The organism is Halomonas sp. ND22Bw, assembly GCF_003011945.1.
GTDB lineage: Bacteria > Pseudomonadota > Gammaproteobacteria > Pseudomonadales > Halomonadaceae > Halomonas > Halomonas halophila.
The window spans coordinates 1-14,176 of record NZ_PXWD01000001.1 but is presented as its reverse complement, the minus strand read 5'-3'; the positions used below and the strand labels follow the sequence as shown (position 1 = coordinate 14,176).

Sequence of the window (14,176 nt, the reverse complement as noted above, 5' to 3'; positions counted from 1 at the left end):
CCTTCTGCTGCATCCTAGAGCACGCCCTGGGGGTAGGAGCCCAGGATCTTGAGCTCGGCGGCGCGCAGGCGCACTTCCTCGAGCACCGCGGCGACGCGGGGCTCGTCGCGATGGCCCTTGAAGTCGATGAAGAACACGTAGTTCCACACGCCGCTGCGCGACGGACGCGTCTCGAGGCGGGTCATGTCGATCTGGTGGCGGTGGAACGGCTCGAGCAGGTCGTGCAGGGCGCCGGGCTGGTTGCGCATGGCGACCACGATGGAGGTCTTGTCCTCGCCGGACATCGGCACCGGCTGATTGCCGATGATCAAAAAGCGCGTGGAGTTGTCCGGGCGATCCTCGATCTTCTCGGCCAGTCGCGTCAGGCCATAGAGCTTGGCGGCCATGTCGCCGGCGATGGCGGCGCTGTGCCACTCGGTCTTCACCAGGCGTGCGGCCTCGGCGTTGGAGGATACCGGAATACGCTCGGCGTGGGGGTAGTGGGCATCCAGCCACTTGCGACACTGGGCGAAGGACTGCGGGTGCGAGTAGATCCGCGAGACCTTGTCGCGACGCGTGGTGTCGGCCACCAGCAGGTGATGGTGGATGCGCAGCACCACCTCGCCGCAGATACCCATGCCGGAGTCCATGAAGGAGTCCAGGGTATGGTTGATCACGCCCTCGGTGGAATTCTCCACCGGCACCACACCGTAGTTCACGGCGCCGGCCTCGACCTCGCGGAACACCTCGTCGATCGCCGCCATCGGCAGGCTCACCGCGCTCTCGCCGAAGTGCTTGAGCGCGGCCTGCTGGGTGAAGGTGCCCTCGGGCCCCAGGTAGGCGACCTTGACCGGCTGCTCGAGCGCCAGGCAGGCGGACATGATCTCGCGGAACAGGCGCGCCATTTCCTCGCCGTCGAGGGGTCCGGGGTTGAGCTCCATGATCCGGCGCAGCACCTGGGCCTCGCGCTCGGGCCGATAGAACACGGCCTTGGGATCGCCCTGGGTCTTGACCTCGGCGACGCGACGGGCGCACTCGGCTCGCTCGCTGATCAGACGCAGGATGTCGGTGTCCAGCTCGTCGATCCGCTGCCGCAGCGAATCGAGATTGATGGGGGCATCACTCATCGGTGGTTCCCTTTGTCTCGGGGCCACGCCCCGTTGTCATACGGAGATATCAGGCGCGAGGGCGGGCGCCGCATGGACGCCCGCCCCCACCTCACCCGTTGCGTCGTTCGAAGTCGGCCATGAAGTCGATCAGGGCATCCACGGCGGCCTCGGGCACGGCATTGTAGAGACTGGCCCGCATGCCGCCGACGCTACGATGCCCCTTGAGGTTCAACAGGCCTGCTCGCTCGGACTCCGCCAGGAAGGCCTTGTCGAGCCGGTCGTCGGCGAGCACGAAGGGCACGTTCATCCGCGAGCGGTTGAGCGGGGCGATCGGGTTCGAATAGAAGCCGCTGCCGTCGATGGCGGCATAGAGCTTCTCGGCCTTGCGCGCGTTGAGGGCGTCCATGGCGGCCAGCCCGCCGATATCGTGCTTGAGCCACTGGAACACCAGCCCGGCCAGGTACCAGCCGTAGGTCGCCGGGGTGTTGACCATGGAGCCCGCCTCGGCCTGTGCCTTGTAGCCCATCAGGCTCGGCATCTCGGCGCAGGCCTGGTCGAGCAGGTCGTCGCGCACGATCACCAGCGTCAGGCCCGCCGGGCCGATGTTCTTCTGGGCACCGGCATAGATGACGCCGAACCGCGAGACATCGAGCGGCCCGGACAGGATGCTCGACGACATGTCGCACACCAGCGGCACCTCGGTGCCGTCCGGGCGCACCGCTTGCGGCACGTAATCGAACTCGATACCGCCGATGGTCTCGTTGGCGGTGTAGTGCAGATAGGCGGCGTCATCGCTCAGCGCGATATCGGCCTGGCGTGGCACGGCGCTATGGCCGTTCGCCTCGCTGGAGGCCACCACCGGCGCCGCACCGAACAGGTGACGCGCCTCGGCGATGGCCTTCTTGCCCCAGATCCCGGTGTGCAGGAAGTTGGCGCTGCCGCCCCGGCCCAGCAGGTTGTAGGGCACGGAAGCGAACTGCAGGGTCGCCCCGCCCTGGGTGAACAGCACCCGGTAGTTGTCGGGAATCGCCAGCAGCTCGCGCAGGTCGCGTTCGGCCTGCTCGGCGATGGCCACGAACTCGGCGGAGCGATGGCTCATCTCCATCACCGAGAGACCGCGCCCCTGATAGTCCAGCAGCTCGTCTCGGGCACGTTCCAGCACCGGTTGCGGCAAGGCGGCAGGGCCGGCGCAGAAATTGAAATGGCGTGTCATCAGCGTTGTCGTTCCGTTAGCTATTACTGCTCGTCGTCCGCGGCGGACGGCTCGCCGCCGGCCGGGGCATCGGGGGCGCCGCTCTCGTCACCCTCTGCGTCCTCGGCGGGCGCCGCGTCTTCCTCGGGCTCGTCGATGCGCACCGTCTTGACCAGTGACTCGGCCTCGCCCAGGCGAATCAGCATCACGCCCTGGGTGTTACGCGAGCTGATCGACACCTCGTCGACGCGGGTCCGCACCAGGGTGCCCCGGTCGGTGATCAGCATCATCTCGTCGGCACCGTAGACCTGCATCGCCGCCACCAGGGCGCCGTTGCGCTCGCTGGTCTGCATGGCGATCACGCCCTGGCCGCCGCGGCCACGCAGCGGGAATTCCTCCAGGCGGGACCGCTTGCCGTAGCCGTTCTCGCTGGCGGTGAGGATGTAGATCTGGCCGCCGTTGCCATTGACGTCCTCGACGCTATCGACCGACGCGTCCTCGCCCTCGCTGTCGATCCGCTGGCTCTGCGGAATGATCAGGCTGATCACCTCGGCGCCGTCGAGCAGCTTCATGCCACGCACGCCGCGGGCGGTGCGGCCCATGGCGCGCACGTCGTTTTCCTCGAAGCGGATCGCCTTGCCGTTGGACGACAGCAGCATGGCATGGTCCGAACCGCTGGTGATGGCGGCGCCGACCAGGCGGTCGTCTTCTTCCAGCTCGATGGCAATCAGGCCCACGCTGCGCGGCCGGGAGAACTGTTCCAGGCTGGTGCGCTTGACGGTGCCCTTGGCGGTGGCGAAGAAGATGTAGCTTTCGGGATCGTACTCGCGCACCGGCAGGATGGCGTTGATCGACTCGCCCTCGTCCAGCGGCAGCAGGTTGACCAGCGGCTTGCCGCGCGAGCCGCGGCTGGCCGCCGGCATCTCGTAGACCTTGAGCCAGTAGACCTTGCCGCGGTTGGAGAACAGCAGCACGGTGTCGTGGGTCGAGGCCACCAGCAGATGCTCGATGACGTCCTCGTCCTTCATCGAGGTGGCGGACTTGCCGCGGCCGCCACGGCGCTGGGCCTGGTAGTCGGACAGCGGCTGGGTCTTGGCGTAGCCGGAGCGGGACACGGTGACCACCATGTCTTCCTCGGCAATCAGGTCCTCGATGGACAGGTCGAGATGGCTGGCCTGAATCTCGGTGCGACGCGTCTCGCCGAACTGATCGCGCACGGCGACGAGCTCCTCGCGGATCACTTCCAGCAGGCGCTCGGCGCTGGCCAGGATCTCGGTGAGCTCGGCGATACGCTCGAGGATCTTCAGGTACTCGTCGAGCAGCTTCTCGGTCTCGAGGCCGGTCAGGCGATGCAGGCGCAGCTCGAGGATCGCCTGGGCCTGGGCCGGCGAGAGGCGATACTCGGTGGCCGCGTCGTTGAGGCCGAACCCTTCCTCCAGGTCCTCGGGCTTGCAGGAGTGGGCGCCGGCCCGCTCGAGCATGCCGGTGACCTGCCCCGGCGACCAGCTGCGGCCGAGCAGCTTCTCCTTGGCCTCGGCGGCGTTCGGCGAGGCCTTGATCAGCTCGATCACCTCGTCGATGTTGGAGATCGCGACGGTCAGGCCTTCGAGGATATGACCGCGCTCGCGGGCCTTCTTGAGCTCGAACAGGGTGCGCCGGGTGACCACCTCGCGGCGGTGGCGGATGAAGGCCTCGAGCACTTCCTTGAGATTGTGCGTGCGCGGCTCGCCGCCCTCGAGGGCGACCATGTTGATGCCGAAGACGTTCTGCAGCTGGGTCTGGGCGAAGAGGTTGTTGACCACCACCTCGCCGGACTCGCCGCGCTTGACCTCGATGACGACGCGCAGGCCGTCCTTGTCGGACTCGTCACGCAGCTCGGCGATGCCGTCGATGCGCTTGTCCTTGACCAGCTCGGCGATCTTCTCGATCAGCCGCGCCTTGTTCACCTGGTACGGCAGCTCGGTGACGATGATGTGATCGCGACCGGTCTTGTCGTCATGCTCGATGGTATGGCGGGCGCGCACGTAGATGCGTCCGCGGCCGGTGCGATAGGCCTCGAGGATGCCAGCGCGGCCGTTGATGATGCCGCCGGTGGGAAAGTCCGGACCGGGGATGTACTCCATCAGGTCGTCGACCGTCAGGGTGTGATCGTCGATCAGCGCCAGGCAGCCGTCGATCACCTCGGTCATGTTGTGCGGCGGGATGTTGGTCGCCATGCCCACGGCGATGCCCGAGGAGCCGTTGACCAGCAGGTTCGGCACCTTGGTCGGCAGCACGTCGGGGATGCGCTCGGTGCCGTCGTAGTTGTCGACCCAGTCGACCGTGTCCTTCTCGAGGTCGGCCATCAGCTCGTGGGCGAGCCGGGCCATGCGCACCTCGGTGTAACGCATCGCGGCGGCGTTGTCGCCATCGATGGAACCGAAGTTGCCCTGGCCGTCCACCAGCACGTGGCGCATGGAGAAGTCCTGGGCCATGCGCACGATAGTGTCGTAGACGGCGCTGTCACCGTGTGGGTGGTACTTACCGATGACATCGCCGACGACGCGCGCCGACTTCTTGTACGGCTTGTTCCAGTCGTTGCCCAGCTCGTGCATGGCGTACAGCACACGGCGGTGGACCGGCTTCAGGCCATCGCGCACGTCGGGCAGCGCACGGCCGATGATCACGCTCATCGCGTAATCGAGGTACGACTGCTTGAGCTCGTCCTCGATGTTGACTGGCAGAATCTCTCTGGCGATGTCACCCATGGGTCGTCGAATCCTTTGCACTGCAAGAGGTTGGCGCGCCGTCTGGCCGTGAGACGGCGCGCCATTTCAGCCGAGCATCATACCACTCCGGGCGCCGCAAAGCAGCGGTCTGACGGGCCATCGCCGTTCACGGCGTTCCTGGCATGCCTTGACGGCGATACCCCGCCAGAGGAGACGCTGACGCCTCCTCGTGCCGCCGCGTCACCTCATTCGACAACCAGCGGCACCAGAGCCTCGTACAGATCGCCGCTGATGCTCACCGCCTTGTTGGTGGCCACGTCCAGCAGCACGAAGGTGATGTCGGCGCTGGCCACGGTCTTGCCATCACGCGCCCGGCGCACTTCCTGGTGCATGCGGGCACTGCGGCTGCCGAGCTCGGCCAGGGCGGTGACGACCTCGAGCTCGTCGCCGGCCGTGGCGGCACGTCGGTAGTCGATGTTGAGATTAACGACGACGAAGGCCACCTCCCCCCGGCGAACCACCTCGCCGAGCGCCGGGCGCTCGTCGAAGAAGCTCCAGCGCCCCTCCTCGAGGAACTCCAGATAGCGGGCGTTGTTGACGTGGCCGTAGCCGTCCAGGTGGTAGCCGCGAACGCGCAGCGAAATGGTGGAACGACGATCATCCATGAGAATCTCCCGGGACCATGAAAGAGGGAAAACCGATTCTAGTCAGGCCCGTCGCCGACATTCAAACAGCAGTTTGAAGCCGATGCCGTTCACGTGCTGGCACCCCCGTTCCCCATTCGCCATAATGTGCCTCCTTTTCGCCCAGGAAACGCTTCATTCATGTGGTTCAAGCACTTGCATCTCTATCGCCTGCACGACGCGCCCGAGCTGGACGCCGCCCGCCTCGAGGAAGCGCTCGGCGAGCAGGCGTTTCGCCCGCTGGGCGGCAGTGAGGCGCGCCGCCTCGGCTGGTGCGCCCCCGCCGGACGGGCCGGCACTCAGCTGCTCCACGAGCTGCAGGGCCAGCGCCTGATCACCGCCCTGCGCCAGGAACGCCTGCTGCCGGCCGCCGTGGTCAAGGAAGAGCTGGAGGAGCGCGTCGAGGCGATCGAGGTCGCCGAGAGCCGCAAGCTGCGCCGCCAGGAAAAGCTCACGCTCAAGGAGCAGGTCTACGAGGAACTGCTGCCCCGAGCCTTCGTTCGCAGCCAGAAGGTCGACCTGTGGTGGGACACCCGCCGCGGCCTGATCGCCGTCAATACCAGCAGCCGCAAGCGCGCCGAGGAGCTGCTCGATCTGCTGCGCGAGACGCTGGGCAGCCTCAAGGTCACGCCACTGGCCAGCCAGACCCTGCCGATGCGCGCCATGACCACCTGGCTCGGCGATGCCGCCTCCCGGCCCGAGGACATGGCGCTCGGCGACCAGGTCGAGCTCAAGGCCAAGGGCGACGACGGCGTACTGCGAGCCCGCCAGGTCGACCTCGACAGCGACGAGATCCAGCAGCTGCTGGAGAGCGGCCGCCAGGCCAGCAAGATGGCGCTGGGCCTCGAGGGCCGGCTGACCTTCGTGCTCCACGACGACCTGGCGGTCAAGTCGCTGCGCTTCGACGACGCCCTGATCGACGAGGCCGGCCAGACCGACGACGGCGACGACGCCCTGGTGCGACTGGAAACCGATTTCATGCTGATGACCCAGGCGCTGGCCGACGGCATCGAGCGCCTGCTGGCCTGGCTGGGCGGCGAAGCCCAGGCCGGCCAGGCCACCCCTTCCGCCTGACCGACACGGCCCCGCGCTCATGACGACCATGCAAGACCAACACGACAACGATCCCTGGGCCGAGATTCGGCCCTATCATGACGACGAAGTGCCCGAGGTCCTCGAGCGCCTCGCCCGTGATCCGGAACTGCTCGATGCCCTGACCCGTTTCCGCCTGCCGCGCCTGGCCAGGTGGATGCCGCGACTGTCGCGGGCCATCGCCAGCGCCGCGGTACGCCGCGAGGTGCGCGGCGTCACCTCCATCCGCGGCTTCCAGGATCGCATCGCGTCCTACATGCAGAGGATGATCCGCAACTCGACCACCGACTTTCGCGTCGATGGCCTCGAACGGCTGGAACCCGACACGGCCTATCTGTTCATCGGCAACCACCGCGACATCTCGCTGGATCCGGCGTTCGTCAACTACGCCCTCTATCTGGCGGATCGCAACACGGTGCGCATCGCCATCGGCGACAACCTGCTGCAGAAGCCCTATGTCACCGACCTGATGCGGCTCAACAAGAGTTTCATCGTGCCACGCAGTGCCCGCGGCAAGCGCGCCATGCTGGCCGCCTATCAGAAGCTCTCGGCCTATATCCGCCACTCGATCACCGGCGACAACCACTCGATCTGGATGGCCCAGCGCGAGGGCCGCGCCAAGGACGGCATCGACGGCACCGACCCGGCGATCGTCAAGATGCTGAGCATGGCGCGACGCAGCGAGGACCGCGATGCCGGCATCGGCGAGGCCATCGCCGAGCTGCGCGTGGTGCCGGTATCGATCAGCTACGAGTACGACCCCTGCGACGTCCAGAAGGCCCGCGAGCTGCATGCCGTGCACACCAGCGGCGGCTACGACAAGAGCGAGTTCGAGGACATCCGCTCCATCGTCGCCGGCATCACCGGTCAGAAGGGCCGTGTGCACCTGCGCTTCGGCACCCCGCTCTCGGCGGACTTCGACAGCCCCGAGGCGGTCGCCGCGGAGATCGACCGCCAGGTACTGGGCGGCTATCACCTCTTCCCCAGTCACTACCTGGCCCTCGAGGCGCTGGGGGACGCCCCGGAGCTGCTCGACCTGAGCGAGGTCACCGACGCCGACCGCGCCCGCTTCCAGGCTCGCCTGGCCGAGGTGCCGGCGGAACTGCGCGACTGGTGGCTGGCCCAGTACGCCAATCCGGTACGCCACGTTCGCGGCAGGATATAGCCCGGCTGTCGTATGCTGTGGGGTGACAGGGAGCGTCGCCCCAGCGCCGACAGGAGAGCCTGAATGCCCCCGAGCCACGAACAGCGAGCCACCCAGGCACGGGAAGCCCACAAGGTCACGCTGGTCGGCGCGGTGGTGGACTTCCTGGTCGGCATGGCCAAGCTCATCGCCGGCCTGATGGTGGGCTCGGCGGCACTGGTCGCCGACGGCATTCACTCGTTCTCCGACATCCTCACCGATCTGTTCGTGATGGCGGCCACGCATTTCGGCCGCCAGGCGCCCGATCAGGGACATCCCTACGGCCACGGCCGCATCGAGACCCTGGCCACGCTGTGGCTCGGCGGCGTGCTGATCTTCGTCGCCGGCGCCATCGCCTGGGCGAGCCTGGGCCGGCTGATCGGCGGCGATGCGGTCCCCGCCCCCGGCGGATGGGCGATCACCATCGCGCTCGCCTCGCTACTCGCCAAGGAAGCGATCTATCACTACACGATGCGCGCCGCACGGCGTATCGGCTCACGCCTGCTCGAGGCCAACGCCTGGCACTCCCGTTCCGACGCGCTCTCCACCCTGGTGGTGCTGGTCGGCCTGGTCGCGACCCAGCTGGGGTACGCCTGGATGGACGCACTGGCGGCGATCGTCGTCGGCGTGATGGTCGGCCGGATCGGCGGGCGCCTGCTGTGGGAGTCCAGCCAGGAGCTGATCGACACGGCGCTGCCCGAGGACGAGCAGGCGCTGCTGAAGCGCACCGCCGAGACGGTGCCCGGTGTCCATGGCGTCCACGAGCTGCGCACCCGCCGCATCGCCGGCGACGCCCTGCTCGACCTGCATATCGTGGTGCCACCGCGGGTCACCGTGTCCGAGGCCCACGAGATCGGCAATGCCGTCAGCCGCCGACTGCGCGAGGCCATGCCGCACCTGGCCGACATCACCTTCCATATCGACCCCGAGGACGACGAAGGCCAGACCGAGCACAGCCGGCGCCCGGGCCTGCCGCTGCGTGACGATGTCGAGTCGCTGCTCGACGATGCCTGGGGCGATTCCCCGGCCTGGCGGGCCCGCATCGACCTGGACCTGCATTACCTGGACGATCGCATCGACGTGTCGCTGTATCTGGCGGCACCGGAGGCGCTCGATCTGGATGGGGCCGCGGCCGACCTGCGGCGCGCGGCCGCCGACCTCGACTGGCTGGGCCGGCTGCGGCTCTGGCAAGGGCCGGGACGCGCCTGAGCGCGATTCATGCTCTCGCATTGATGCCGCTACCCGCCTAAGATGCAAGCCACCATCCTTCATTAGCGGGACGACATGTCCGACGCCCTTCGCCCCGGCCCGATATCGCCCGGCCGCCGGCGCTGCCTGGCCCTGCTGGGCGGTCTGCTGACGGCGGGTGTCCTGGGCCTGCATACCGCCGACGCTCAGACACGCCTCGACCGCGCGCGCCTGCGCGTCAGCATGCGTCAGGCCTATGGCGAGAACGGCGTCTCGGTGCTGGAAGAATGGCTGGCGATGCTCGACGAGCTGAGGGGGGCCGACATCGACGCCCAGCTGCGCGGGGTCAACGACTTCGTCAACCGCCGGGTGCGCTGGCTGGAAGATGAAAGGGTCTGGGGTCAGGAAGACTACTGGGCGACGCCGCTGGAGACGCTGGGCCGCGGCGCCGGCGACTGCGAGGACTTCACCATCGCCAAGTACGTGTCGCTGCGCGAGCTGGACGTGCCCGAGTCACAGCTGCGACTGATCTACGTCAAGGCTCGCATCGGCCGCAGCCGAATCACCCAGGCGCACATGGTGCTCGGCTACTATGCCGCGCCCGGCGCGGAACCCATGGTGCTGGACAATCTGGTGACGTCGATCACGCCGGCCAGCCGACGCACCGATCTCGACCCGCTGTTCAGCTTCAACGGCAGCGGCCTGTGGGCCGGGGGCTCCAGCCAGTCGCGCGCCGATCCGGTGGCGCGTCTCTCGCGTTGGCGCAGCGCCATCGACCGCATGCGGCAGCAAGGATTCATCCAGGGGGGATAACGCATGTCACTCATCAAGCAGCTGTGGTTGATCATCGTCGGGCTGGTGCTGCTGTCCTTCGGAGCCAGCCTGTTCATCGGCGTGACCACGAGCCGCGCCTACATCGAACAGGAAGTGCGCATCAAGAACGCCGACAATGCCAACGCCCTGGCGCTGACGATGACCCAGATGCCGAAGGACGACGTCACACTGGAGCTGCTGATCGCCGCCCAGTTCGATACCGGCTACTACCGACGCATCGAGCTGCGCACCCCCACCGGCGAGCTGATCGATGCCCGTCAGGCCGACGAGGCCATCGGCGATGTCCCGGCCTGGTTCGTCGATCTGATCGACTTCAACGTGGCGCCCGGCGTGGCGGTGATCCAGGACGGCTGGCAGCAGTTCGGCACCCTGACCGTGGAAAGCCAGCACAGCTACGCCTACCGCTCGCTCTGGCACAGCACCCTGAAGCTGACCGGTTGGTTCGCGCTGGCCGGGACCCTCGGCCTGCTGCTGGGCGGCTGGCTGATTCGCGGCATCCGCCTGCCCCTGCACCGCGTCGTGGAGCAGGCACGGGACATCGGCATGCGCCGCTTCACCACCTCCCCCGTGCCACGCACCCGGGAACTGGGTGACGTGGTCGAGGCCATGAACCAGCTGAGTCGCGACGTGGGCGACATGCTCGGGCGCGAGAGCCAACAGCTCGATGTTCTGCGACGCCGCCTGCAGCACGACGCGGTGACCGACGCCCTGAACCGCGAGGCCTTCCTCACCCAGCTGCAGATCCACCTGGAGAGCCAGGACTTCCGGGCCAGCGGAGGCCTGGCGCTGATCCGCGTCAGCCACCTGGCTGACATCAACGAGCGGCTCGGCCATGCCGGCGCCGATGCCCTGCTCAAGGAGCTCGTGTCCTCGCTGGAACAGCTGGCCCAGGACCACGGCAGCGGCCTGGTCGGGCGCCTCAACGGCAGCGACTTCGCCCTGCTGCTGCCCGGGCTCGACGACCTGACCTTCGCCCAGCAGAAGCTGAGCCCCCGGATTCAGGCGCTGACCGAGGCCCGCGACACCGCCATCCTGCTGCCCGGTGCGATCGGCCACTATGTCCAGGGTGACAATCGCGGCACGCTGCTGGCCGGCCTCGACGGCGCCCTGTCGATGTCCGAATCCCACGGACAACAGGATATCGTCATCCTCGACGGCGACCAGCCGGGCAGCCTGTTCAAGAGCCATGCCGAATGGCGAGAGGCACTCCAGGGCGCCCTTCAGGAAGGCGTCGACCTGGCCCGTTATCCGGTACTGGATCGCGACGGCAAGTTGCTGCACTTCGAGTGCCCCTCACGGCTTCGCCTGAAGCAGCAGTGGCACTCCGCCGGCGTGTTCATCCCCTGGGTATCGCGGCTGAGGATGACGACCCAGCTCGATCTGGCCGTCGTCGACGCTGCCCTGCGGGACATCACCCAGCGTCATCAGCCGGTGGGTATCAACCTTTCCGCCGACGCGATGCGGGATGCTCGCTTCGCACTGGAGCTTCGCGCGCGTCTCAGCGCCCGCCCCGAGGCCGCCCGTCTGCTGTGGATCGAGATCCCCGGCAATCTGGCCATTCAGGATGTCGAGCACTTCCGCAGCCTGTGCAAGGCGCTCCAGCCTCTGGGCTGCCGGGTGGGGCTCGAGCACGTCGGCGCCGAGTTCACGCGCATCTCCAACCTTCACGACCTTGGCCTGGCCTATCTCAAGATCGACGGCTCGCTGACGCAGGGCATCTCGGAAAGCCATGAGCAGCAGACGATCCTGCGCGGCATGGCGACGCTCTGCCACTCGCTCGGCATCCTGGCCATCGCCGAGGGCGTCGAGACCCACGACCAGGCCCGGGCACTCTTCGAGCTGGGGCTCGACGGGGTGACCGGCCCGGGCATTCGCCACAATGACAAGACCGGCTTCTAGCCGTCTTCACGCCCCAACGAACACCGCCGGCCACAAGGCCGGCGGGATTCTCGCTGGTTCCTTCAACAAGCCAGCGGAGACGTTCAGATCACGTCGTCATCGCCCTCGCGATCCGACACCAGATGCAGACCATTGAGCCGACGACGCAGCGACTGACGTTCCATGACCTTCTGCTGGGCCGCCTCGGGCAGCTCGGTGAAACGAATGAGCCCCTTGTCCATCAACAGGGCGATCACGTCCTCCAGCACCCGCACGAAGGCCAGATCCGACGCCTGGAAACGCGCCTTGCCGGACTCGCCCTCCGACAGAAACGCCAGCAGCTCCGGCGAATCGGCCGGAATAAACTCGGCGCAGTCCGCCGTCTCCTCGCGACTGACCAGCTGTATGTGCCCACCCTCGTCACGCTGGACGTACATGATTCGCTCTCCTCTGGGTCACTGAAAGCATATTAGCAGGCATGGGACCAAGAAAACGCGCCCGGCACAGGCCGGGCGCAACGGTGACTGATCCAGCCGAAGTCACTCGATATCGAGCTGGCCATCGCTTATCAAGGACTGCAGGAAAGCCGCGGAGTCGGCACCATGCATATCGACTCCCTCAAGAGTGATCGTTTGATCGGCTGCACTTGTGTCGCTTTCTCCCAGTGCACCACTGGTGCTGATATGCAAGATGGTATCGGCGCCGACTGTCGATGCCTGAATATAGCTGGACAGATCCTCACCATCCTGCATGCCGGACAACAGATCCGACAGGTCCAGCTTATCCGCGTTGACATCGGTGCCGAAGATGCCCGTCGTGAAATCAGTCACCGTATCCTCGGCGGGAGTCGTACTACTGCCTTCATCACCGAGGTTCCAGGCAAAGACATCGGCTCCCAGGCCACCGGTGAGGATGTCATCCCCCGCACCGCCAATCAGCAGGTCGTCTCCGCCGTCCCCGCTGATCGTATCGCTGCCCTCATTACCAATCAGGATATTGCTGTCAGCGTTACCGGTCAGGATATCATCGTAATCCGACCCGATAATATCCGGTGACACATCCGACGCGGCTACGGTGACACCGGCGCTTTCGCTCGAGTAATCCTGCGTCCCTTCAGGAAGCAGCAGCACATCGAGGCTGCTACTCGCAACATCACCATCACCATCCACGATTTCGACAGGCACGCTGAACGCCACTTCCTCTCCTGGCTCAATGGCCGTCGTGCCGAAGTCACCGATCTGGAAATCATCTCCCGCGGCACTGTTCACATACTCGATGCTGTTGTAGCCGTTTGCCGTGTAGCTGGAGATGATAGTGCCCTCAGCGACACCATCGACCGTAGCACTACCATTACTGTTGAACGTCACGGTAAAGGTATTACCATCGAGGATGACTGTGTATCCGGTATCCAAACCGGCCACGATGGATGTCACCTGCTGCATTTCCCCGCCGTAACTGATACCGATGACTGTAATAATTTCCTGGCTTCCATCGCCGACCTTGTTGGAGTTGACTCCACTATCGTCATCGTCGAAAGCCGTGATGGTCACGCTGGCATCGCTACAGCTGGTAAAGGTCGCCGAAGCACCGTTTACCGTGTAGTGCTTGTCAAACGTATGATCCTGATTCGCCAGAACACTATAAGGTGTACCTTGAGGATTACCGACCAGGTCGACCACAAAGTCGACCCGCATGCCTTGCAAGTGTCCTATAAAGGCATTACCCACACCGCCCGTCTGGGCAGTGGTATTGACGCTACCAGCATTGATGGGCGTCAATAGAAGATCGTTACTGTCGTCTTCCACGTTAAAATAATCATTCCCGACCTTCGTTACGGTATTGAAGCCCGCCCATGCACCATTACCGCCGGTAAAGTCATAATCTCCACTGTTGAAATCGATGGTGCTATCTCCTCCATCCACAGTGCCGGACATGTTGATGTGATAAGTATCTTGGCCACTGTCATTGACAGTTAAATCGATCGTGAATACCTCACCTGCTAACGTCGAGGCCGTCAGCGTCTGACCATCTTCCGAGACGCTATAGATGATCGACAGACCTCCGGACGTCAGAGGATCACCATCGGCATCCAAAGCCGAGGCTCCATTCAGTGAATCCGAGAACAGAACCGATCCTGCCCCGTCAGCACCGAAGTTGTCCTCAACTTGCCCGTCGACATCCAGCAGCCCCGTCAGTGCATTAGTGGTCGTATTGACCAGGTAGGCATTTTGGGGGGCGATTGCCGTCGGCACATCGTCCACGATGTCGATGGTGATGGTGCCGGTGACCGTGTTGCCGGCCGCATCGGTGGCGGTGTAGCCGTAGCTCTC

General features: G+C 65.8%; 11 protein-coding genes. 5 read left to right on the top strand and 6 right to left on the bottom strand.

The window, feature by feature from the left end:
* Window positions 1-14 precede the first annotated feature (14 nt).
* The 4 genes from pheA to CVH10_RS00040 all read right to left on the bottom strand — a co-directional run bounded on the left by pheA (window position 15) and on the right by CVH10_RS00040 (window position 5,653).
* The gene (pheA, locus tag CVH10_RS00055; RefSeq protein ID WP_035599783.1) at window positions 15-1,106 is read right to left on the bottom strand and encodes a prephenate dehydratase; all 1,092 of its coding nucleotides are present in this window, start codon (window positions 1,104-1,106) and stop codon (window positions 15-17) included.
* Between the two features lie 91 nt (window positions 1,107-1,197).
* Window positions 1,198-2,301 (bottom strand): 3-phosphoserine/phosphohydroxythreonine transaminase, encoded by a 1,104-nt coding sequence (serC, locus tag CVH10_RS00050; protein WP_035599780.1) that lies wholly within the window; start codon window positions 2,299-2,301, stop codon window positions 1,198-1,200.
* A gap of 23 nt (window positions 2,302-2,324) precedes the next feature.
* Window positions 2,325-5,027: a DNA gyrase subunit A gene (gene gyrA, locus CVH10_RS00045; protein ID WP_106487459.1), complete on the bottom strand. Its 2,703-nt coding sequence runs from the start codon at window positions 5,025-5,027 to the stop codon at window positions 2,325-2,327.
* A 206-nt stretch (window positions 5,028-5,233) separates the two neighbouring features.
* Window positions 5,234-5,653 carry a thioesterase family protein gene (locus tag CVH10_RS00040; protein ID WP_035599774.1) on the bottom strand — a complete coding sequence of 140 codons (420 nt, stop codon included), beginning with the start codon at window positions 5,651-5,653 and terminating at the stop codon, window positions 5,234-5,236.
* Between the two features lie 159 nt (window positions 5,654-5,812).
* Between CVH10_RS00040 and CVH10_RS00035 the strand changes: the two genes are divergently transcribed.
* The 5 genes from CVH10_RS00035 to CVH10_RS00015 all read left to right on the top strand — a co-directional run bounded on the left by CVH10_RS00035 (window position 5,813) and on the right by CVH10_RS00015 (window position 11,867).
* Window positions 5,813-6,745 (top strand): recombination-associated protein RdgC, encoded by a 933-nt coding sequence (locus CVH10_RS00035; RefSeq protein WP_016856473.1) that lies wholly within the window; start codon window positions 5,813-5,815, stop codon window positions 6,743-6,745.
* A 28-nt stretch (window positions 6,746-6,773) separates the two neighbouring features.
* Window positions 6,774-7,928 carry a 1-acyl-sn-glycerol-3-phosphate acyltransferase gene (locus tag CVH10_RS00030; protein WP_106487458.1) on the top strand — a complete coding sequence of 385 codons (1,155 nt, stop codon included), beginning with the start codon at window positions 6,774-6,776 and terminating at the stop codon, window positions 7,926-7,928.
* 63 nt (window positions 7,929-7,991) lie between these two features.
* Window positions 7,992-9,155, top strand: a complete 1,164-nt coding sequence (locus CVH10_RS00025; protein ID WP_106487457.1) for a cation diffusion facilitator family transporter — start codon at window positions 7,992-7,994, stop codon at window positions 9,153-9,155.
* A 75-nt stretch (window positions 9,156-9,230) separates the two neighbouring features.
* Window positions 9,231-9,947, top strand: a complete 717-nt coding sequence (locus tag CVH10_RS00020) for a transglutaminase-like cysteine peptidase (protein ID WP_035599765.1) — start codon at window positions 9,231-9,233, stop codon at window positions 9,945-9,947.
* A 3-nt stretch (window positions 9,948-9,950) separates the two neighbouring features.
* Window positions 9,951-11,867, top strand: coding sequence for an EAL domain-containing protein (locus tag CVH10_RS00015; RefSeq protein ID WP_106487456.1), 1,917 nt, complete (start codon window positions 9,951-9,953; stop codon window positions 11,865-11,867).
* An 83-nt stretch (window positions 11,868-11,950) separates the two neighbouring features.
* Here CVH10_RS00015 and CVH10_RS00010 read toward each other — a convergent pair whose 3' ends face one another.
* Window positions 11,951-12,283 (bottom strand): tryptophan synthase subunit beta like protein, encoded by a 333-nt coding sequence (locus tag CVH10_RS00010; RefSeq protein WP_106487455.1) that lies wholly within the window; start codon window positions 12,281-12,283, stop codon window positions 11,951-11,953.
* A gap of 102 nt (window positions 12,284-12,385) precedes the next feature.
* A partial coding sequence (locus CVH10_RS00005) for a type I secretion C-terminal target domain-containing protein (protein WP_146142888.1) occupies window positions 12,386-14,176 on the bottom strand: 1,791 nt, incomplete at its 5' end.